Annotated in this window: 14 protein-coding genes; 11 read left to right on the top strand and 3 right to left on the bottom strand. The window is 43.8% G+C overall.

Features of this window, described 5'->3' with window-relative positions:
• Positions 1-5 precede the first annotated feature (5 nt).
• From IPL35_01845 to IPL35_01815, 7 genes are all read left to right on the top strand, one after another.
• The gene (locus tag IPL35_01845) at positions 6-3,407 is read left to right on the top strand and encodes an efflux RND transporter permease subunit (protein ID MBK8442212.1); all 3,402 of its coding nucleotides are present in this window, start codon (positions 6-8) and stop codon (positions 3,405-3,407) included.
• A 208-nt stretch (positions 3,408-3,615) separates the two neighbouring features.
• Complete coding sequence (locus IPL35_01840; protein MBK8442211.1) at positions 3,616-4,131, top strand: hypothetical protein; 516 nt, start codon at positions 3,616-3,618, stop codon at positions 4,129-4,131.
• Positions 4,132-4,503: 372 nt separating this feature from the next.
• A complete protein-coding gene (locus IPL35_01835) occupies positions 4,504-7,782 on the top strand; it encodes a hypothetical protein (GenBank protein MBK8442210.1) in 3,279 nt (1,092 codons plus the stop codon).
• Positions 7,712-8,251 (top strand): T9SS type A sorting domain-containing protein, encoded by a 540-nt coding sequence (locus IPL35_01830; protein MBK8442209.1) that lies wholly within the window; start codon positions 7,712-7,714, stop codon positions 8,249-8,251. The genes IPL35_01835 and IPL35_01830 overlap by 71 nt, the downstream gene beginning before the upstream one ends.
• Before the next feature lie 122 nt (positions 8,252-8,373).
• A complete protein-coding gene (locus IPL35_01825; protein MBK8442208.1) occupies positions 8,374-8,931 on the top strand; it encodes a hypothetical protein in 558 nt (185 codons plus the stop codon).
• A gap of 179 nt (positions 8,932-9,110) precedes the next feature.
• Positions 9,111-10,052: a T9SS type A sorting domain-containing protein gene (locus IPL35_01820; GenBank protein ID MBK8442207.1), complete on the top strand. Its 942-nt coding sequence runs from the start codon at positions 9,111-9,113 to the stop codon at positions 10,050-10,052.
• 107 nt (positions 10,053-10,159) lie between these two features.
• Positions 10,160-11,839 (top strand): T9SS type A sorting domain-containing protein, encoded by a 1,680-nt coding sequence (locus IPL35_01815; GenBank protein MBK8442206.1) that lies wholly within the window; start codon positions 10,160-10,162, stop codon positions 11,837-11,839.
• A 134-nt stretch (positions 11,840-11,973) separates the two neighbouring features.
• Here the strand turns inward: IPL35_01815 and IPL35_01810 are convergent, their stop codons facing one another.
• Entirely contained in the window at positions 11,974-13,614 is a 1,641-nt protein-coding gene (locus IPL35_01810; GenBank protein ID MBK8442205.1) for a hypothetical protein, read from the bottom strand.
• Positions 13,615-13,859: 245 nt separating this feature from the next.
• Here IPL35_01810 and lysM point away from each other — a divergent pair, with 245 nt between their 5' ends.
• Positions 13,860-14,357: a peptidoglycan-binding protein LysM gene (lysM, locus tag IPL35_01805; protein MBK8442204.1), complete on the top strand. Its 498-nt coding sequence runs from the start codon at positions 13,860-13,862 to the stop codon at positions 14,355-14,357.
• 91 nt (positions 14,358-14,448) lie between these two features.
• Here the strand turns inward: lysM and IPL35_01800 are convergent, their stop codons facing one another.
• Positions 14,449-16,089 carry an FAD-dependent oxidoreductase gene (locus IPL35_01800; GenBank protein MBK8442203.1) on the bottom strand — a complete coding sequence of 547 codons (1,641 nt, stop codon included), beginning with the start codon at positions 16,087-16,089 and terminating at the stop codon, positions 14,449-14,451.
• A gap of 225 nt (positions 16,090-16,314) precedes the next feature.
• Positions 16,315-19,398, bottom strand: coding sequence for a PKD domain-containing protein (locus IPL35_01795; protein ID MBK8442202.1), 3,084 nt, complete (start codon positions 19,396-19,398; stop codon positions 16,315-16,317).
• A gap of 342 nt (positions 19,399-19,740) precedes the next feature.
• Here IPL35_01795 and IPL35_01790 point away from each other — a divergent pair, with 342 nt between their 5' ends.
• The 3 genes from IPL35_01790 (at position 19,741) to IPL35_01780 (ending at position 23,988) form a co-directional block, all read left to right on the top strand.
• The gene (locus IPL35_01790) at positions 19,741-22,050 is read left to right on the top strand and encodes a DUF11 domain-containing protein (protein ID MBK8442201.1); all 2,310 of its coding nucleotides are present in this window, start codon (positions 19,741-19,743) and stop codon (positions 22,048-22,050) included.
• Between the two features lie 418 nt (positions 22,051-22,468).
• Positions 22,469-23,560, top strand: coding sequence for a hypothetical protein (locus tag IPL35_01785; GenBank protein ID MBK8442200.1), 1,092 nt, complete (start codon positions 22,469-22,471; stop codon positions 23,558-23,560).
• On the top strand, positions 23,557-23,988 hold the full coding sequence (locus IPL35_01780; GenBank protein MBK8442199.1) for a hypothetical protein: 432 nt from the start codon (positions 23,557-23,559) through the stop codon (positions 23,986-23,988). Before IPL35_01785 ends, IPL35_01780 begins: the two co-directional genes overlap by 4 nt.
• Positions 23,989-24,005 lie beyond the last annotated feature (17 nt).

Here is a 24,005-nt window from a genome sequence, read left to right as displayed (position 1 = left end):
ATCCAATGGACATCAACAAAACCTTCAAAGAGTTTTTACCCACCTCTTGGAGCATAGATAATCATACCACTATTTATATTATTACCATATTTGTTGTGATATTTGGTTTGTCGGCTTACAACAATTTGCCCAAAAACCAATTTCCCGATATTGTTATTCCTACCATGTATGTAAGTACCATTTATCCGGGTACTTCGCCGGCAGATATGGAAAATTTGGTGACACGCCCCATCGAAAAAGAAATTAAATCTATTTCGGGCGTAAAAAAAATTACTTCCAACTCCATACAGGATTTTTCCAATGTGATTGTGGAGTTCAATACAGATGTGGAAGTGGCGGTAGCCAAACAAAAAGTGAAAGATGCAGTGGACAAAGCCGCTTCCAAATTGCCGCAGGATTTGCCCGCCGCCCCCAATGTGCTGGAAATGGACTTTTCCGAAATTCCCATCATGAACATCAATATTTCCGGCGATTACGATTTGGATAAATTAAAACACTATGCCGAAGATATTCAAGATGAAGTAGAGCAATTTAAAGAGATTACCCGCGCCGATATGATTGGTGCTTTGCAGCGCGAAATTCAGGTGAATGTGGATATGTACAAAATGCAGGCGGCGGGGGTATCTTTTCGTGATATAGAAAGTGCTATCGCTTCCGAAAACGTAACCATATCGGGTGGCTTGGTAAATGTGGATAATATGAAACGCGCCATTCGTGTAAAAGGGCAATTCAACGATGCCAATATCATCAACAACTTAATTATAACCTCCGGACAGGGGGCTAAGATTTATTTGCGTGATATTGCCCAGATTAAAGATACTTACGAAGAAAAAGAAAGTTATGCGCGTTTCAACGGAAAAAATGTAATTACGCTCAATGTTATCAAGCGAAGTGGCGAAAACCTCATCAATGCCTCCGACAAAATCCACGCTTTATTGGAAGAAATGCGCGCAACCACGCTGCCGAAAGATTTGGAGGTGCAAGTAACCGCCGATATGTCGGAAAATACCCGCACGACCCTCGCCGACCTCAACAATTCCATCATTATCGGTTTTATTTTGGTAACGTTGGTGCTGATGTTTTTTATGGGTGTCACCAACGCTTTTTTTGTGGCTTTATCAGTGCCTTTGTCGTGTTTTTTGGCATTTATAGTAATGCCCGCCATTGGTTTTGAGCTGAATATGATTGTGTTGTTTGCACTTTTGTTTGCTTTGGGAATCATTGTAGATGATGCCATTGTGGTGATAGAAAACACCTACCGCATCTACGACCACGGCAAAGTACCCGTTGTGAAAGCTGCAAAAGAAGCAGCAGGCGAAATTTTTATCCCCGTTTTTGCAGGCACACTCACCACACTTGCGCCTTTTATTCCTTTGGCATTTTGGGGGGGCATTATCGGCAAGTTTATGTTTTATTTGCCCGTTACGCTCATTCTTACCTTATTGGCATCGCTGATTATCGCTTTTATCATTAATCCGGTATTTGCGGTATCTTTTATGCGCCCCGAAGTGGATATGAACGATGCCGCCGCCCGCCGTCAGCATTGGCGCAGGGTAGCAATGTACGCTATTATTATGCTGTTATTGGCGGTGTTGGCGCAAGTATTTGGTTCGGTAGGTGTGCGCAACTTTGTGATGATGTGCCTGTTGTTGTACATCTCTTATCAGCTGTTTCTCAAAAAAATATTGTCTGCTTTCGAGCACGGCGTTATTCCGGCTTTGGTAAATGTGTATGAGCACGTGCTGCGGTTTACTTTAAAAGGCTGGAGGATTTACGGCGTGATTTTGCTGACGATCTGCTTGTTTTTCTTTTCCATCTTCTTGGTATCGGTGCGTGCGCCGGCGGTAGTGTTTTTTCCACAGGGCGACCCCAATTTCATTTATGTATATCTGAATTTGCCCGTAGGCACCAATCAAGCCTACACGGATTCCATTACTCAAATTGTGGAAAAAGAGGTGGTGAATATTGTAGGAAAAGATAACCCGATTGTAGAAAGCGTAATTGCCAACGTAGCAGTGGGTGCTGCCGACCCGATGAGCGGCGACCGCAGTGCGGCTTCCAACAAAGCGAAGGTGAGTGTGTCTTTTGTGAAATTTGCCGAGCGCGGCGGTCAAAGTACACGCACTTATTTGGATAAGCTCCGCACCCAACTCAAAGATATTCCGGGTGTGCAGATTTCGGTGGATCAGGAGCAAAACGGACCTCCTGTGGGTGCGCCTATCAACATAGAGGTAAGCGGCGAAAATTTGGAAGAACTCCAACAAACCGCCAACCGCCTCAAATATTATTTGGTAGATACCATGCGCATCGGCGGTATTGAAGAACTGAAAAGCGACTTCATCAGCAACAACCCCGAAGTAATCGTTGAAATAGACCGCGAGCGGGCTGCCCGCGAGGGCGTTTCTACCGGACAAATCGGTATGGAATTGCGCACCGCCATTTTTGGTAAAGAAGTTTCCAAATTCAAAGATCAGGAAGATGAATTTCCCATTCAACTGCGCTATGCCTTCGACCAACGCAACAGCTTAGACCGCCTCATCAACCTCAAAATATCTTTCCGCGATATGAACACGGGGCGTTTCAGACAAGTACCACTGTCGGCGGTAGCCAACGTAAAATACAGCAATACCTATGGCGGCATCAAGCGCAAAAACCTCAAACGTGTTATCACGCTGGCTTCCAACGTACTGAGCAGCCACAACGCCAACGATGTCAATGCGCAGATTACGCAGGCGGTAAAAGGGTTTAAAATGCCGCGCAGCGTAGAGATAGACCTCACCGGACAGCAGGAAGAGCAAGCCGAAACCTCTGCCTTTTTGGGTAGAGCATTATTAATTTCTCTGGGATTAATTTTTATTATTCTCGTTACCCAGTTCAATTCTTTCAGCAAAACACTGATTATTTTGAGCGAAATTATTTTCAGCGTTATCGGCGTACTCATTGGTTTTTCGCTCACACGCATGGAAATCTCTATCGTAATGACCGGTATCGGAATTGTCGGTTTGGCGGGTATTGTAGTCAAAAATGGTATTTTGATAGTGGAATTTGCTGATGTACTCCGGCAGCAGGGCTACTCCCTCCTTGAAAGTATAGTAAATGCCGGAAAAACTCGCCTCAAACCCGTATTGCTCACCGCCGCCGCCACTATTTTGGGGTTAGTGCCTTTGGCGGTAGGCTTAAATATTGACTTTGTTTCGCTCTTTACCAAATTAGACCCCAAAATCTTTTTGGGCGGCGACAGCGTAGTATTTTGGGGTCCGCTCTCGTGGACAATTATCTTCGGTTTGAGTTTTGCCACTTTTATCACTTTGGTGGTAGTGCCGGCGATGTATCTTATCAGCGAAGGCATCAAACAAAAATGGAGTAAAACGCCACCCATTGCGCCTGTAGCCAACCCCGAACAATAAAGATATTTTTGCTGCTGCCGTGCAATCATATTAAAATATGTACGGAAAAAAGCGGTGACTGAAAAAATATTCTTGTAAAATAAACTCCTTTGGAAGTTCAAAACTTCCGAAGGAGTTTTGTTTTTATTGAATTGGAGGGTAGGGTGTACACCCGTGGCGCGGCGGTGCCTACGCCTGGCACTGCGAGTTCTACGCCGGTGATGCAAAAGTGCAAGACGGCGTTGCAACAGTGCAATACGGCGTTGCAACAGTGCAATACGGCGTTGCAACAGTGCAATACGGCGTTGCAACAGTGCAATACGGCGTTGCAGCAGTGCAATACGGCGTTGCAGCAGTGCAATACGGCGTTGCAGCAGTGCAATACGGCGTTGCAGCAGTGCAATACGGCGTTGCAGCAGTGCAATACGGCGTTGCAGCAGTGCAATACGGCGTTGCAGCAGTGCAATACGGCGTTGCAGCAGTGCAATACGGCGTTGCAGCAGTGCAATACGGCGTTGCAGCAGTGCAATACGGCGTTGCAACAGTGCAATACGGCGTTGCAGCAGTGCAATACGGCGTTGCAACAGTGCAATACGGCGTTGCAGCAGTGCAATACGGCGTTGCAGCAGTGCAATACGGCGTTGCAGCAGTGCAATACGGCGTTGCAATACGGATTAAGTCCTGCGAGGTATCGAGGATTAGTCGGAAATTGGTCGTTTTAACTTTGTCAAAGTTCGAACTTTGACAAAGTTGAGAAGTTGAGATAAAAAAACTTCCCTCCTGTGAAAATTGGAAAAAATTTATACCTTTCAAAAAAATAATTATATTTGTTATAAACAACGCTCAGGGAAGCGTTGAGGTAAAATGATAGTGCTTAGTGTTGAATGATGAATTGTTAGTTAAGTGGTTTTCATTTTCAATAGATTATATCATTCGTTATTGTTCAATATTAAACACTACTGCGTAAATATTAAAGTATTGTTCCGTCCGTTCCACGATTATTCTAAGGTAATGCAGTGTTTTAAAAAACTATTGCCTTTTAAAAGAAAGAAAAAAACTCAACTGCCGCAAGATGTTGGGACATATATTTATTCATTAACCATTTAATTTTTTCATCATGAGAAAAAACATTGAGCCTGCCGTGCTGCTTTCGGGGAAAGAAGCGGCGAATAAACACATTTGTTTTAGTTTTTATATAGTAAAAAGAACACTGCGTACTTGCTCTGCGGTATGTAATTTGCAAAGACTCATAGCTGCTATGGTTGTGCTGCTGCTGTTTGGGAGAGTGGCTTGGGGGCAAAATGGTTTTTGCGGAGGAGTAGATCCGGTAAATTTTAACCAATCGGGCATTGGTGTTCCTATTAACCATACCTTGCAGAACTTTTATCCTTACAAAGACCATACCCCTATTATTACGCTGAATGTTCGTTTGATAGTAGTACAAGATGAAAACGGCGAAAATAATTTTCAGGAAGATAATGAGGAGCATCTGGCATACCTCAATGCCTTAGTGCCGCACCTGAACAATGTGTATAGCAATTTTGTAGCTCCCCCTGATGCTGCCTGTGGTGAATTTATTACCGGCGATAGCAAAATACGCTTCCATTTAACAGGTATTAATTTTGTGCAAGATACCATCGGCAATACACTCAGTTGGAAAGATGAAAATGGTCATAAAAACAACCTTGATTACCACATGGAAAGTGGATACAGCATTAATAAAGAAACAGAAATTAATGTTTTTTTTGTAGAGAAACCTTGTACGTCTATTCCTAATCTCTGTGGAAGTCATCAAGGCATAGCACCGCGAGATTCTAAACAAAATATTTTTATGGTGATGGAGGGGCAGTTTAAACGAATCAATGAAGACAACGAAGACCCGACTGCATTGGCGCAGGGTTGGACTTTTCCGCACGAATTTGGTCATGTATTAGGCATAAATGATTTAATAGCCGGACAGGGTGAGCCTCTCCACGATTTTTGCAATAATTTTATGATATCTCAAGCTGCCGGAGCACATAATTTTATCACTACGGAGCAACTGGCAAAATGGCACCGAGCCTTGCGATTTCCGAAAAGTAATGTGGGAATAAATGTCAGTAATTTATATAAATATGCACAGTCTTGTATTTACGAAGATAAAGATTTTATAGTAAGTGAAGATGCAATTTGGAACTACCCTGTGATATTATACGAAAATTTAGTGATAAAAACCGGTGCCACGCTCAATATAAGTAATAGTTTGTATATGCCCGAGAACGCAAGAGTGATAGTAGAAAGAGGAGCCAAACTCATCATAGACGGCGGCATTATTACAAAAAACCCGCAATGCAAAAAACCCTGGGAAGGCGTAGAAGTATGGGGCTACGCTTGCGATGATGATTTTTGCAACCCCTTAATCGCACAAAACCCCGCTTATATCACCGACCTGCTCTCTGGCAACCCCAATGCCGGAAATTTTCCAAATGAAGCTGCCGGTATTGTATTGATGAAAAACGGTGCCACCATTGCCAACGCTTTCACGGGCATCAGCACCCAACGCAGGGGAGGCAATTATCCCGACCATTTTGGCGGTATCATCTATGCGCAGGACAGCCACTTTTACGGCAACCAAAAAGCGGTGGAGTTGCTGCGCTATGATTACCCCAATATCAGTAAATTTATCAATTGCGATTTTAGGTCTTATACGCCTTACTTCAATCTGGACGATAATTTAGCGACTATAAGCTGGTCATATCTTGTGAATAATGATAATGATAATTTTTCTTGGTATAGAGGCATCACCATGTGGGCAGTGAAGGGAATAGAAATAATAGATTGTACCTTTGATTTTCTCTGTCCTACAAATAATACAAACAAAGGGGCTATTGTGAGCTATGCCGCTTCTTATACCATGAGAGGTGGTGCCGTGATGTATGCTCAAACAGGTGTATTGGCAGAAGCAGACAACCATTTAGGACTCGAAACCAAAATTTTTGATAAGGTGCGTTTTGTCAATAACCATACAGGCATTTATAATATTGCCGCCAACGATTGGAAAATACAAAACTGCACCTTCGAGCGCGTACCTGAAATAACAGCCGACACCGACCTGCCTTTTCCGTTTGCGATAATTTACTATTTGGGATTTCCCGACTTAAAAGACGACATGCAATATTACTATACCAACGACCCCGTAGGTATTTGTATGCACGGATATAGTTCTTTTAGGCTCGAAAACAATACCCTGAGCAATTTGGAAGAAGGCTGCACCATCAATCATTCCGATGCCCTGCTGTTTAATCAGCAAAAAGACGTTGAACACAATATATTTAATGATTGTAAAGGCGCGCTTTCCTTTTTGGGCAACAACGACTATGCCCAAACCCATTGCAATGTGTTCAATTCCTCCGATTTCGATTTATCGTATTTATACAGCAGTATCCAGCAAAGTGCAGGTAAAATACCTAATCAGGGAATATCAGACGAGAACGACCCTCAAAACTCCCAAGCCGCCGCCAATAAATTCTCGGAAAGTTGCACCAACCCCTCCACACATATTTATACGATGCCCTACCCGCTCACCGAAAAATTTGACTATGTGACATATAGTGAGGTAGAAGGAGTCAATCTGCGCTATGTGCCCACCTGCGATGAGGGCGCGAATTATGCGTTGAAAAATATTGAAGGGCAAACTCATAATCCCGACTGTTTTCCCGAAGATGCCGACCTCATCAATGGCGGCGGCGGTGATGGCGGCGGTTTGCCCCCTCCTTGCGCCGGACTCAGCCGCGACTGCTTAGAGGAACACCTGCATCAAATACAAGAAATCAAGGAACTCATAGACGGCGGCAGCACTGCGCATTATATCCAACAAATAGAACACGAAGCCGCCCACCCCGACACGCACACGGCACTCTTGCATACAAGCTCCTACCTCAGCCCCGCCGTATTACTGGCTTATATCCGGCACCCCGAAGTGAGCCAAGAAAATAAATCCGAATTATTGTTTGCCAATGCCCCTTTGAGCGAGGTGGTATGGCAGGAGGCAGAAAAATATTTGGACGAGCACGATTATAAAACCCTTTATGAGTTACAATATTCGGGTGTTTTTTCGCCTTGGCAAACGCTGCAACAAGCGCTACAACAATTGTCACAGGGCAAAGCGCGGATTTTTGCTGCACTGATGCAGGCGGCAATCGAGAAAAAAGATGTAAACGGCTGCTTAGATCTCATCAAAGCAGACGAACAAAACCCCGATGCGGGCATCTACCGTATAATGGTACTCTTGCATTTTGGCGAATACCAAAAAGCGCGAGATGAGATGGAGCAGTTGCCCGAAGACAATGCGCAGCAAAGAGCCGAAAAAAGTGGTGGAATTGCAGGGCGAATGGGTAGCCTACCAAAAACTCGATAACAACCAGATAGATAACCTCAAAGAATTGTCGGGTACTGCTTTTCGGTACCGCGCCGACGCGCAGGCTTTATTTCGCCATTTGCAAGCCGACAATACCCTCCCTTTGCCCATCTACCCTGAGCGCGGCAAAATTGCGAAAACAGCCATCGGCGGCAGCACGGAAAAAAATACCGCAAACTTGGCAAGCTATCTAAGCCCCAACCCCGCCACCGATAAGCTATTTATCCACAGCCCCGAAGCCCTCACTAATATAGCAATATACAACACACTCGGACAGCAATTCCCCCTCTTAGAGGGGGCAAGGGGGAGTACAAATTCCCCCTCTGAGAGGTGGTTAGGGGCAGTAAATGAAACGCAATTCGGAGCAGAAAACGAGGTCTCCGTTGCGCACCTCACGAGCGGCATCTACTTTGTGGAAGTGCGCACGAAGTCAGGTAAAGTAATGACGCACAAATTTGTGAAGCAATAAGGAGCAGCCGTCTGAACCGTGATTTGCGGAATGAAGAACACTGAGCGCAGCCGAAGTGAGCGCAGCCGAAGTGTAAAAATCACGGTTCAGACAATTTTTATCAAACAATAAAAACAACAGCAATGAACTATAAAAATCAGGGTCATCCGAAAATCCCAAAAATCACAGTACAGGTGCTGCTATTCGTGCTCTTGCTGCTACAAGGTTTGCCGCTTAGGTCACAGAGCAACTACACTTTTTCGGAGCATTATGGTGAGTTCAAAGCCTCCGACCACGGCACCAATATATTTTTAACCGACAGTTCGTATATCATAGAAAACCGCAAAGTATGTTTTGGTTTCAATGGCGCACCCGCTTCCTGTGCTTCCCTGCTGTCGGTGGCACACGATGGCATCTTTGAATGGGAAAATACGCAAGACTATTTTCCGAATGCTTTTAATTTGAGCTACAATTCCATAAGCCCTGCAGAGGGCGGGGGTTATTGGCGTTGCGGCTCCTACTATTTGGCGGCAGATATACAGATAATGCTACAGCGGCTCAATGCAAAAGGCGATACCCTCTGGACGCGGCAATACGGAAAAACGGACAGCACGGAGTCGGGCGATGGTGTGGTAGTAACCCCCGAAGGCAACCTCTTAGTATTTGGCTACAGATATGTACTTGGGGGAGGTGGGGAGTGAGTGTATTGATGAAATTAGATACCTTGGGCAATGTATTGTGGGAGCGCACCTACCACATCAGCAGCGATGATAAAACGAAGGCGAGTCATTAATTCTGATTACATATCGGTCACGACGGCAAATATTATGCGGTAGGCAATATCAATCGCCCTTGGGCGAGTTGCAAAGAAAACTTTGTATTGCGCATCGATACAGCGGGCTATTTGGAGCAGGCAGACTCGGTTTCGTTTCGCCATTCCATTGTACCCGCCCAAGATGGGAACTATTGGTTTGATAGTAGCCGTCGCCACCCTTTAGACAGTATTACGGTATTTATGTCAGTTCGTTATCTTGCCTATTTGGGCAAGCTGAGTGGTGCCAATATGCAGGATACGCTGTGGGTGCTGCAACTCAACAGTTTTGAGGGTTGGGGCACGGGGAGCGAAACGCCGGGTATTGCAGATATGCTGCCCACAGCAGACGGCGGCATCTTATTGGTAGGCAGCCAGCGCAACATAAAAGACCCTCAGGAGATTTCACCGTCAGAAGCGGGCTGGCTGTGCAAATTCAGTGCGAATGGCGAGAAGGAGTGGGAGCGTACCTATATGCCGAAGTTCAACCCTTTTGAAAATTTTTACACGGGTTCCGTATTGATGAAAGCAGTAGCCACACCCGATGGGGGCTATGCGGCTTGTGGGGAGTGTTCGTATTACGATGTAATAGAGGAAAAAATCAGTGCCGATGTATGGCTGCTGAAAGTAGATGCTCAGGGCTGTTTGGAGGATTGGTCCTGCGAGAGCGAGTATTTATATTTGGGTGGTGAAGCAATAGACATTGAGTCGGTGGAGCAAGCGCAACTTTTGAGCATTGCTCCCAACCCCGCCACCGATAAGCTATTTATCCACAGCCCCGAAACCCTCACCAATGTAGCAATATATAACACCCTCGGACAGCAATTCCCCCTCTTAGAGGGGGCAAGGGGGAGTACAAATTCCCCCTCTGAGAGGGGGTCAGGGGCAGTAAATGAAGCGCAAAAGGGAGTAAACGAACTTTCCGTTGCGCATCTTCCGCCGGGCATCTACTTGCTGCGAGCACACACCCAATCGGGTAAAGTAATGACGCACAAATTTGTGAAGCGATAAGGAGCAACTGTCTGAACCGTGATTTGGGGAATGAAGAACACTGAGCGCAGCCGAAGTGTAAAAATCACGGTTCAGACAATTTTTATCAAACAATAAAAACAACAGCAATGAACTATAAAAATCAGGGTCATCCTAAAATTCCAAAAATCACAGTACAGGTGCTGCTATTAGTGCGCTTGCTGCTGCAAGGTTTGCCGCTTTGCGCACAGAGCAACTACACTTTTTCGGAGCATTATGGTGAGTTCAAAGCCTCCGACCACGGCACGAATATATATTTAACCGACAGCTCGTATATCATAGAAAATCGCAAAGTATGTTTTGGTTTCAATGGCGCACCCGTTTCCTGTGCTTCCCTGCTGTCGGTGGCACACGATGGCACCTTTGAATGGGAAAATACGCAACATTATTTTCCCAACGGGTTTGTATTGAGCTACAATTCCATAGCCCCTGCGGAGGGCGGGGGTTATTGGCGTTGCGGCTCCTACTATTTGGCGGCGGATATACAGATAATGCTACAGCGGCTCAATGCAAAAGGCGATACCCTCTGGACGCGGCAATACGGAAAAACGGACAGCACGGAGTCGGGCGATGGTGTGGTAGTAACCCCCGAAGGCAACCTCTTAGTATTTGGCTACCGATATGTACTTGGGGAGGTGGGGAGTGTGAGTGTATTGATGAAATTAGATACCTTGGGCAATGTATTGTGGGAGCGCACCTACCACATCAGCAGCGATGATAAAAACGAAGGCGAGTCATTAATTCGATTACATATCGGTCACGACGGCAAATATTATGCGGTAGGCAATATCAATCGCCCTTGGGGCGAGTTGCAAGAAAACTTTGTATTGCGCATTGATACAGCGGGCTATTTGGAGCAGGCAGACTCGGTTTCGTTTCGCCATTCCATTGTACCCGCCCAAGATGGGAACTATTGGTTCACGGGTAGCCGCCGCCACCCTTTGGACAGCATTACGGTTTTTATGGCAGTTCGTTATCTTGCCTATTTGGGCAAGTTGAGTGGTGCGAATATGCAGGATACGCTGTGGGTATTGCCACTCAACAGTTTTGAGGGTTGGGGCACGGGGAGCGAAACGCCGGGTATTGCAGATATGCTGCCCACAGCAGACGGCGGCATCTTATTGGTAGGCAGTAATTATAATATAAAAGACCCTCAAGAGATTTTTTCATCACGAACGGGTTGGTTGTGCAAATTCAGTGCGAATGGCGAGAAGGAGTGGGAGCGTACCTATTTACCGAAGTTCAACCCTTTTGAGAATATTTACAGCAACTCACGGTTGATGAAAGCAGTAGCCACACCCGATGGGGGCTATGCGGCTTGTGGGGAGTGTTCGTATTACGATGTAATAGAGGAAAAAATCAGTGCCGATGTATGGCTGCTGAAAGTAGATGCTCAGGGCTGTTTGGAGGATTGGTCCTGCGAGAGCGAGTATTTATATTTGGGTGGTGAAGCAATAGACATTGAGTCGGTGGAGCAGGCGCAACTTTTGAGCATCACGCCCAACCCCGCCACCGATAAGCTATTTATCCACAGCCCCGAAGCCCTCACCAATGTAGCAATATACAACACCCTCGGACAGCAATTCCCCCTCTTAGAGGGGGCAAGGGGGAGTACAAATTCCCCCTCTGAGAGGGGGTCAGGGGGAGTAAATGAAGCGCAAAAGGGAGTAAACGAACTTTCCGTTGCGCATCTCGCCAGCGGCATCTACTTTGTGCAAGCATACACCAAGTCCGGCAAAGTATTTACCCAAAAGTTCGTGAAGCGATGAAAAAAATCCCAAAAATCATTTAATCCGATAAATCAGTGGTTCAGACAATAAAAATTTACATAGCACTGAAAAACCTAAAAAAACACCGACACTTGTGAGGTATCGGTGTTTTTTTAGGTTTACTTTTTCGTTTGCTAAAAAACCTTGATAAATTTTCCGTTGTTTTGCTGCATATATCGTATGCTGGTAGCTGTATATTGATACAAACCTGCCGGCAACGCACTGAGGTCAATTTGTATAGTCGGAGTTGCCAATATTTTGCGCTCGTACACCACTTGCCCCAAAGTATTATTGATAGTAAAAATTATTTCTTCCTCGTTCATCGGGGCAGCGATACGCAGGGTATGGTCGTACACCGGATTTTGTAGCACACGCCAGAAAGTCGTAGCTGCCGCCTCATTGATACCCACTGCTGTGGTAAGTTCTATGCTGCGGGTGATGCTGCACCCCCAATCATCAGTAACCGTAAGTGTATAAGTACCCACACCTATATTATTTAGGTCGGCACTCGTGCTGCCGTTGTTCCATTGATAAGTATAACCTGCCGCGCCGCCCGAAACTTCAACCGCAATAGCACCATCGGCAGCAGTGCTGTTGCTGGGATAAGAAGGAACAAAAGCAATTGCCATACCATTGCTCAATTCGCGCAAGCCGTCGAAAAGGTCTTTTCCGGTGAATAAAGAAGGCATCACACAACCGCCGTGGTCGAGGTTGTCGCCCAAGCTCATTTTTACCACATTAGTAGAGCCGTTGGCAATCATTTTGTCATAAGCCACTATGGTATTTTGATAACTCACCTGATCGTCGCCTTTGCAATAGCACAATACCATCGGAGCTTCGGGAGTCCAGTCATACACGTCATTATCGCGCAGGGCTTTGCGGAAAGGGTGGTTGATGTCGTTGATAAATGCTTCCAACTGCTGAGGCTGTATCATATTTTTTGGCACAGGCGTACAAAGGTTGTTGATATAACCCATAGAATGTTCACCGTCAAAAAGAGGGGGCAGCAGCGTATCGTAAGGGCTTACCAAAAAGTCGGATACTTGCTCATATAAATCGCCATACACACTTTGATAGGCAAAAGCCACATAAGGCAAATAGCCAGGGGTGGCATAAGGTGTATCGGCGATGAGGTATTGCGTTTGTGCGCCCGAAATATCGTAAGGTCCCGACATGGGCGCAGAGGCTGTTACCGTAAATTCATCGCCGTAATACAACTGAAGTTCGCGGTGCAAAGCCATAGCAGCGTGCCCGCCCTGCGAGTAGCCGAAAATAAAAAGTTGTTCGTTCATCGGAAAGGCTAAGGTTTCGGACAGGGAACGGGTGGCACGCAACATATCAATGGAGGCGGAGGCTTCGGAGTGGGCGTGTACATAAGGATGCAGCCCGGGCGAATCGCCTAATCCTAAATAATCGGGCATTGCTACTACATTGCCCATCGCCGCAAAAAACATTCCGATATACATTTCGCTAGAACCATAAGAAGGGGCATCTTGGCGGTGCGCAATAGTGCCGTGCAAATATGTTGTTAAAGGTACAGGGCATACATAACCCTGCGGCACTGCCAAAGCACCGCTGGCTTGTGTAATATCAGTACCCTGCGCATTGAGAGTTTCATAATGAATGCGATATATTTTTACCGGATACTGCAAGTTTAAAATAGCAGAGGGCAAGTTCCACTCTTGGGCGATGCTGTCCATATCCGCCAAAGAAAAATCGTGTAGCAATTCATAAGAAATTTCCTGTGCCCGCAGATGCTGTGTTAATAAAAGCACTAAGAAAATATAATAGTTGTAGTGTGTTTTCATGGTATAATTGTGTTGAAGTACAATAAAAGATATATTTAAATTCGGCGTAACAAATAAAATAAAATTGCAGTTTTTAGTAAAATAATAAAAATTATCTACTTATAAAGGAACTTTTTAAGCAATGATTAAAGTTTTTACTATTAAAGTTTTAAAAAACACACAAAATCTTATTATTTCACAAATTACAAATAAAATTTTAACACAACAAAAAAATGGGATTATTTTCATTCATTAAAAATGCCGGAGCAAAAATTTTCGGCTCTAAAGAAAAAGCAACTCCGACTGTTGCTGCACCTACCGCACCTGCTGCTCCCAGTCAGGAAGAGTTGGACTCGCGCAAAGCCGACCAGCTTGTCAATTTGATAAAAGGATTGGGTTTTGAAATTGATAATTTATATGTAGCTGTTGAAGACGATACAGCCACTATCGTGGGCAAAGCGGGTTCGCAAGCCGATAAAGAAAAAGTGATTTTGGCCGTAGGGAATGTAGATGGTATAGCTACCGTTGACGACCGCCTTGAAGTAGAAGTAGAAGAACCGGTTGCTGTGTTTTATACCGTAAAATCCGGCGACTCTTTGTCAAAAATTGCGAAAGCGCACTATGGCGATGCCATGCAATACCCCGCTATTTTTGAAGCCAACAAACCGATGCTCAAACACGCCGATGAAATTTATCCGGGTCAAGTGTTGCGTATCCCTAATTTGGCGTAATTTATTGTAAAATAGTGCTGTATTGCAGCAGTTTTTCTATATAATAAAAACTCCCCTTTGCTAACTACAGTAAAGGGGAGTTTTTTGTTTATCAGGGTGCAGTCTGTTCTACAGATACTGTACCCACCGTGCTGCTGTTCCATTGCACGGTAATTTGGTGAGTGCCCTGCCCCGAAACAATCGTTCCGCCTGTCACCGTCCAGTTATAACTCGTTCCGGCAACGGCAGGAATACTGTAAATAGCACCATTATTGGCACATATATTTTGCAGCCCGCTAATGCTGATGCTCGCAGGAACGTTGGCAGGAAAAGCATTGCAGATTTCCAGAGCCACCCTTGCGCCCGACTCCAATGCGCCATGCACCGTAGAAGGGTGGTTGTTGTTGGTTGCTTCGCCCGCAAAAAATAGTTTATTGCTAACGGCTTGCGCCAAAATCTGGCGTTTGGAAGTGCCTGTCGGCGGTGCTGAACTGGGATAAGTACCAGCTATGGGATAAGAATATGCCCCGCGAATAAAAGGTTCTTGCCACCAATCCATAATGATTCCATCTACATAATTATTGCTCGCCACATTACCGCCAAAGATACTGTTGAGTTCTGCCAAAGCAATATTGATGGCGTTGCTGCCTTGCGCACTCATATATTCGGCACGCTCGCCCATTATAAAACAATTAAGGATATTGTTGGTAGCCCCTGTTTTTAATTTTCCCGAAGCCCAGGCGAGCGTAGTATTACTTTTGCACAATACATCAAACATTTGAGCCGTATTCCAAAATGCCGAACTGAATTTTAACCATATTTTCATACCTGCCCCCATTCCTATACCATTGATAGCTGCTGTTTTATTGGAGGGCAAAGCGGGCGTAAAACTGATGTCGCCGTCTTGCAGAATAGTCAAAGGCACTGCCACCACAGCAGCATTGCCTACATAATTTGCACCATTTTGGTCGGTAACCACCACGCCGTCACTGCTGTAATTTACGGCAACTACCTGCTTGTTATATTGAATATTGGATAGTATGTTATTAAAATACAAGGTATCTAAAATATTCAGATAAGCAGCGTCTAATACATAATCATTTGTGCCGGTGAGCCACAAATAATCCTGAGCAGCATAGCCGCGCATGCTGAGTTGGTCGAGCGAAGTTCCATGCTCTGCACCTATGTATGTTTCATAAAAATGCCAGGTGCGATGCCCGGGTGCTATATTCCAGACATTTTGCAAATATTCTGCTACCGTTATATCCGGACCCGAATAATTCCATACGGCATCTATAATTTCCCACACCTGCAAAATATCGGGGTCATCTGTTTCGGAATCCCAAACAGTGGTATTGTCAATCGTATATAAAGTATCTTGCTGACCTACGGATTTGAGCCAGGAGGAATTATAAGTATTGATGTCTTTGTACAAAAAAGAAGGTGGGTTGCCGTTTTGATTGCCGTTGCCGTGTACAAATTCTGCTCCGAGTTCTACCGGAAAATTTCCAAAGCCGTTGATATGCCGCACACGCCCGCCGTGTCGGTCAGAAGCCTCCAACACAGTAACCGTGCCGCCTGCCTGTACAATACGATACGCCGCATATAAACCTGCTACACCTGCTCCTATCACAATAAAATGTCCGCAACATTGGCTGCTTGTAGTTTGTGGTGCTGCCAACAAACGTGACGGAGCTAAGGCAGCAGCCGGCATCATCAGCGACAAATAGCGCAACAAATCCCTTCTTTTCATTGAAAAAAGCTATTATTTAATATGAATAATACAAGATGTTTTTAATAAAGAATGCTAAAAGCACAGCAAATTTAGTTTAAAAATGTATGATGTGTACTTGTTATAAAGTTTTATAAAACAATGTTTTATCTTTATATACATACTGATTTCATATCAATATTTTTTTGAACACTGATTTGACGGATTGAACGGGTTTTTACGAATAAAAAATGTTTTGCTTTTCGGCTAAGGCGCACTTTCTTCTACCGTCACCGTTCCTGCTGTGCCGCTGTTCCATTGCACAGTAATTTGGTGAGTGCCCTGCCCCGAAACAATCGTTCCGCCTGTTACTGTCCATATATAGGTATGTCCGGCGGTAAACGGAACATTGTATGTTTGTTGCTCGCTGTTGCAAACTTCCAAAGTGCCGCTGATAATAGGATTGGGGCGGTTGGCGATATTATCCAATAAGGCTTGGTATTTGGGTGCGGTGTTCATATAAGGTGGAGCTATATCAATATCGTTGAGTACGCCCCACGAGCCATATACACTTTCTTGCGGGGCAGCAAGGCTGAAATTGGTAGCCAAACGGCAGCCCCAAGTGCGAATGGTATCGTGTACTTCGTTGTACAAATCATACATGGAGGAGGTGTATTGTGCGTCCCACATCGCTTGCTGATAATCGTAAGGAATACCAAATACATTGCCTACAAAATGTTGTCCGCCTTCGTAGGTTACTACTTCTTTTCCAAACAAATGCACCTGATTGTAGTCGTTTTTAAATAAATACAGATTTTGCAGCCAAGCATTGCGGGCATTGATGATGATGTCTTGCGGCGTTGAAGTTGCCGTTAAAACCGGATTTCCTGTGGCTTCGTGGTCAAGCCCGAAATAATGAGTAGGTGCGCCATAATCCCATTCGTCTTGTTTGAGTTGCGACAAAATCTGTTCGTTGAGATAATTAAAAGTTACCTGAATACCCAGCACACGCTTCACGCGGTTTTTTTGAACACCAAATACATTGTGCCATATTTCAAAAGCATTTGTTGCTTTTTCGGCATAAGCACGTCTGTAGTTGAGGTTCGTAGGGCGATTTTGGTCGTTATAGTGCGCCTGCAAAAAAATCCAATTCCATACTTCATTGCTGTATTCCAAATAAATATTCAAATTCGGATTGAGGTTGTCTTTAAAGAAAGTTGCCATTTGTGTAATATAATCGTTGTCGGCGGCGTGTGGCACACAAATCCACACGTCTTTTTGGGTTTGGTTGGCTAATTGTATCATCATTTCGTAAGGTACGCCTGTGTCGGTGGCATAAGTGAAATAATCAACCGAAGAACGATTCGCCCAGGTTGTTACCGGATTATTATTGGTGTGTCCCCAATCCATGAACCGCAGTACGGAAAAAGGCTCAATTTTATCCAAAAAAACCTGATAAAAAGGGGCATTGTTGAGGTCGGCAAATTCATCGGCGAGGCGCAAAAGGCGTATATTGCGAACGTGATTTCCGAGCGTGGAAGATAAAATTTCAATAAAAATATTATTATTTCCCAATAAATTGAATTGTATTCTGCCTGCTGTACTGCTGCTCACACTCACGCCACCACCCACCTGAACCGTTCCTGTGCCGTCATAGAGCAGCACATATTCCTGACCCATCTGTAAGTTAGTACCTGTTTCGCTTTCTGATGAAATAACATAGCGCAGCACCGTATTGTTGCCCGCAGGAGTGGTTTGCGGAATATGAGTAGGGTAGCCGTTGGTATCAAAAATCATATCGTCTAAAATATCGGGAACATACCAGCAAAAACAAGTGGTAGTAAAAGGAATAGGTTCGGGGCGTATCTGTTTGAACAAATTTTTCATAGGTCGCTCTACACCCCAATCTGCAAAACCGCTCATATTCGTTCCGATGTCCATAGCACAGATATTGGGCTGCCAAGTGGTGCAGGTGCTGCTGTCTGTTGCCATATGCAGTTGAAAAGTGTCGGTACAGCCGGCTGCATTGTTTGCCGTAAAAGTATAAATTCCGGTTGCCAGATTCTGATATTGGTTGCCATTGGTAACGGGCATCTGTGTATTGGTTGCATTGTACAACTGAAAATTTACGCCATTAGCGGCATTTACTGTAATGCTGCCATTATTGGTGCTACACGAGGGCATATTTTGTACCGTAAATGAAGTTTGACAGGGATAGGTGTTGTTCTCGTCTAAAATTGTAATTGTTTGATAAGCAGTATGTTGTAGTCCCAAATTATCAGTAACGGTTAAAGAAGCATTGAGCATACCCAAGTTGGTATAAGTATGCGATACATTTACTCCGCTTGCTTCGGGTGAGCCGTCTCCAAAGTTCCAAATATAAGAAAGTGTCTGCCCTTCGGGGTCGGTGGAGGTACTGCCGCTAAAATTTATCGTCAAAGGGGCTTGCCCTGATGAGGGCGTAGCAACGATATCAGCCGTTGGCGGCAGATTTACCGAAATGGTGTTGTCGGGAGCTGCGCAAGCGTAAGAAGTAGCAAAGCGCAACTCATCAGCTGCTCCACTGTTGGCATTATCACCTAAATATACCGCCACGCCTCGGATAATATTATTAGCACCACTGCTTTGGCTTATTGTAGGCGAAGCCGGAATATTATTGCCCAAAGTAGCAGGATTCACAAATAAAGCCACTTGGGTATTGTTGGTAGTAAAAATCAGGCGCAATACCATAAAAGCAGCAGTGCTTATGGTTATCGGCACGGAGGTAGGATAATAATTATCGTTGATGCGCAAAGTCCAGCGGCGTTGTCCGCTTACATCAGATTGTGCACTGCCGAAATATCCCACCGCAATATGTTGTGTGGCGCAACCCGAACACCAGCCAATATTGCCGTCATTGTGCAAATCTATCCAAACCTCTTCGCTGTTATTTTCATTTTTGCGCAACAAAAAACTCGTCCACAAAGTATCACCCTCGCTGAGTGTGCCGATACCATTGTTGTCGGGAGCTACATATTGCCCAAATGCGCCGCCGTCGTCGTCATCTAAGAGCCTGCCGGTGGTGAGGTAGGAATCGCCGCCACTGATAGAGTTGCCCATTGTTTGGAGTGCGCCGAAAGCCAGAGAGCCACTACCACTGATTTGATAGCCGGGTATGGTGTTGTTTTCGTTTTGGGTTAGCCAAGGCATCGCCCAGCCCGTGCCACCGTTGAGTGTGTTCAAAGCGGTATTGGCGTTGTGATGGAAGCCGTCATAAGCTAAGTATGTACAAGTTTGTGCGCAAAGATTTGAACCGACACAACAAAAGACAACTATCCATACATAATAGAAAGAGATAATGAATCTGAACATATTGATTTTGAAAGTTAGTGAAACAATGAAAAAAATTAGATCTTCAGCGAATATAAATAAAACAAACCAATAAATCAAAAGGTAGGGATATGAAAAAGTACAATATTGTTCAAGATAACATACACTTGTAATATGTGAGCGCATGGTAATATTTCATACACTGAATAAATAATATATTTAACAATGATTTTTATTTTATAAATAATTGATTTTTAATCATTTGTGATGTTTTTTTAAAATTTTATTCTTACCTGTCCGTATATTGCTTTGTAGATTAGGCATAGTTTTTACTGAATAACGGGGAAACAAGAATTTTTTGATTAATCAACTCTTGAAATCCTCATGCGAAAATTTACTTATGTACCTATAATATTGGCATTTTTAGTTCATTTTTCTTTGCAGGCTACTAATTATTATGTCAGCCCTTATGGTGATGATTATCTGAATAACGGAACTTCTATTTATACGCCATGGCAAACACTTCAAGTTGCTAATCAGCATAATTTTGAGCCTGGCGATACCTTATTTTTGGAAGCCTATAAAACTTTTTACGGCACGCTCAAACTCAACCTAAATGATAGTGGTACACCCGAAAACCCTGTTGTTGTTACTACTTACAACGGCAGCGATGCCGCAGCGCGTGCTACCATTTTTGCAGGCGACAGTTGCGCTGTTTTAATCAGCGATATGGAGGGTATTCATTTAAAAAATATTATAGCGCAGGGCAATGGTTTATACACTTACAAAATGCCCGGTATTCATGTTTTTAATACTTTGCCCAATAATACCAAATTGAGAAATTTTAGGTTAGAAAACTTGGAAATTTTTGGCTTTAAAGATGCGGGTATTCGCATAGAAGCGGCGGGATACGACAACTCGCGAAGCGGTTTTATAGATTTTGACATCGTAGGTTGTTCTTCGCACGACAACCTGCACGCCGGTATAGAGGTGATTAACCGTTGGAATGTAAATGCAACGGATTGGTGCTCTTCGGATTTTTATATCGGTTATTGCAAAACGTATAACAATCGGGGTATCACCGACTCGTGGCAGCACTCGGGCAGTGGCATACAAATAGGCGGTGTAGATGGCGTTGTAATAGAATATTGCGAATCGTATAACAATGGCGAAAACAACAATTGGCCCTCCGGACCTGTTGGCATTTGGGTGTGGGATACCAACAATGCCCTCATTCAATATTGCGAGTCGCACCACAACAATTCTACTACCATTGACGGCGGCGGCTTTGATTTTGACGGCGGCGTTACCAACTCTGTGCTTCAATACAATTATTCGCACGACAACTATGGACCCGGCTATCTGATAGCACAGTTTTGCGAAGCACGCCCTTTTTACAACAATATTATCCGCTACAATATATCCGAAAACGATGCCGAAAACTCCTATTATTCCAGTATTCATTTGTGGGCTTGCGATGCCGGCACTACCACGGTTCATAATGTGGATATACACAATAATACTGTATATAAAGATGCTGCCACTACTTCGGGTACAGGCGGTGCGATAGAAATTCAAACCGACCATTTTTATGATACCAAAGTATTCAACAATATATTTATTACCAATGGCACTACCGAAACCGTCAAAAGCCGCCTCAATGCCGATGTGAAATTTTGGGGCAATAATTATTGGGCTGCCGATGGCAATTTAGTATTTTATATGCGCTGGGATAAAATTTACCACTCGTTGGAAGAGTGGCGCAACGGTGTTTTTCAGGAGCGTTGGATAGATGGTACAAATACCGGATTTAATGTCAATCCATTGCTCTACGATGCAGGCGGCGGCGGCACAGTGGGCAGTCCGGAACTTTTGAACACCGGCTCCGGTTTGTGGCAATATTATTTGCAGCCGCTATCGCCGCTCATCAATCAAGGAGTCGCTATTTTTGATTATCTCAATATTGACGATGGCAATCAAGATTACTACCGCAATGCCTTACCCACCGACCAAACTTATGATGTAGGAGCGTATGAGCGCGGAGCTATGCAGGAAGCCGAAGCCTTGTTGTTGCAAATCAGCCGCGATAGTGAAATTGTGCCTTTGGAGGGGCAGGTTAATTTGACCTATACGCTCACCAATTTGGGTACAACAGCTGTGGACTCCGTCATTATCAGCGATTTGCTGCCTTTGGGCGTGCAATATTATCTCAAAAATAATCCGCAGGGCATCTATGATGCTGCTACCGACACCTGGACGTTGATGCAGAGTATTGGAGCAGGAGCAGAGGTTACGCTCAACCTCACCGCCGTTGCCAAAACAGAAGGCATACATAGAATAGAAATGGACTCTTTGGAAGTGGGCGGACAGATGTATCAACTCAACAGGCAGGGTACTTGTATTACTACCCCCTACAAAGTATGCAACAATGAAGTAATTTCAATAGAAGTAAGTGCGCCGGACGGAGCTAATCAATATCAGTGGCATCAGCTCAATGAAACCACGCAACAATACGAAACCATTGCCGGAGCTACTGCACAATACTACACTATTACGGCGGTGGGCAGCTACCGTTATACGCTCAATGGTGCTTTTTTAGATACCAACTGTACCGACAGCAGTTGTTGTCCCATAATCGTCAGCGGCGAAAATTGTTGCAACAGTTGCTACAAAATTGACTTTATGCGCGATTAAGAACACTACAAATTATAAATAATAAAGACCATACACCGCTGAACGGGCGAGTATGGTCTTTTGAATGGGAACAAAGAAAAATGTTTTGAAGATTAACTTTGAATCTCTGCTTGATAAAATTCCGAATTTAAAAGAAAAATGTTTTGAAGATTAACTTTAATCCCCCCATTTGATAAAACTTGGATTTAAAAGAAAAATGTTTTGAAGATTAACTTTAAATTCCCATCTAATAAAATTTTGGCTTTAAAAGAAACATCTTGATTATTATTTTTAGCGAAAAATGATATTGTAATAATCATGCTACAAAGTTCATTTTATATTTTTTTTAAAAAAAACGGAATAATATTTAATTTTGATATTTTAAGTAATATATTTTATATTGTAAAGTGTTGATTATTACTAAAATATAATTAATAAATTGAAAATTTCAAATGAACTTTACCGACTTATTCATTCTTTAACACAGAACGAAAAACGACATTTTTCTTTACACGCTTCTTTGCAGACAGGCGGCGAAAAAAACAACTATCTCGCTTTATTTGACGTTTTGGAGCGGCAGCAAAATTTTGAGGCTGCCGCCAAGGTGCTTCAAAAATCAAAAAAAGCAGCATGGAAAAAAAATTTTCCTCTTATACAGCAATATCTCTACAAAAACCTACTCAAATCTTTAGAGCAGAGCAACAGCCACAAATACATAGACCTGCGCCTGAGTCATCTGCTCAATCAGTGCAGAATGTTGTATCATCGCGGGTTGGTACAACAATGCCTGAATTGGCTGCGTAAAACGGCGGCACTGGCACAACGCTACGAGCGATTTTTGATATTGTATCAGGTATATGAGTTGGAAACCTCTCTCCACATTAATTACAGCGTAGAGGGATTAAATGAAACCATACAGGAACTGCACGATAAAAGGCAATATTGCTTGCAGCAACAGGCGATACAGGAGCAACTTTTTTTATTGAAAATGCAGATTTTTACTTTTTCCAAAAAATCATTGCAGGTACGCAATGAGCAGGAACAGGAATATTTGTACCGCCTCAAATTACAAATGGCTGTTTTTGAAGAAGAAAACTCTGAACGTTTCTCTTTTTATGCACGCATTCATTTGCTTTCTTTCAACGGCGTTTATTATTTTTTGATGGGCGACTATCAGTCGTCTTTTCAAGCCAGTCATCAAGCATTGCAGCTATGGCAGCAACAGCCGCATTTTATCACCGAAGATTTGTATTTATATTTGGGTGTTATCAATTCTTTTTTGTTATGCAGTCCTTTTCTGGGAGCTTATCAAGCGATGGAGGAGTGCTTGGAAACCTTACAAAAAATAGAATCGAACCACAATAAAGATTTGCAATTACGCCAATTTTTGATTTATCATATACATAGTTTTGTGCTGCTCACCCAAACCCACCACTACACAAAAGCCCTTGATTTGCTCCATACTACACAAAGCGGCTTGGAGCGCGATGGCGCAAGGTGGGCTTTGAATGGAAATTGCGTTTTAAGGTGATGTTTGCCAATGTATTGTTTATCAACCAACGCTACAACGAAGCCTTAGATGAAGTATCTGATATTTTGGAAATGAATGCCAAAGGATACCGCGAAGATTTGAATGTGAGTACGCGCATGCTACAGTTGTTGTTGCATTTACAATTAGGTAATGAATTGCTCTTGGACTCTTTGCTGCGCAATACCTACGAGGGTTTGCGCAAGCAGGCGCAACTCTACGAATTGGAGCGCACCTTTTTGCGCTATATCAAAAAATACCTTCACGCAAGCCTCAGCAGCGATAAACTCCGCAAAGCAGACGAGCAACTGCTCAAAGCCTTGAAAATTTTGGAGAAAAATCCTTTTTTTGAAAAAGCACTCTACTACTACGATTGGATATATTGGTTGGAGCAGCGTATCGCAGCAATGGCAGCGGTTCATAAAAAATAAAAAAACCGTTTTTTATT

Source organism: Sphingobacteriales bacterium, from assembly GCA_016711285.1.
Taxonomy (GTDB): domain Bacteria; phylum Bacteroidota; class Bacteroidia; order Chitinophagales; family UBA2359; genus JADJTG01.
Note: the sequence above shows the minus strand (reverse complement) of the source record. Positions and strands in the feature narration are given on the sequence as shown.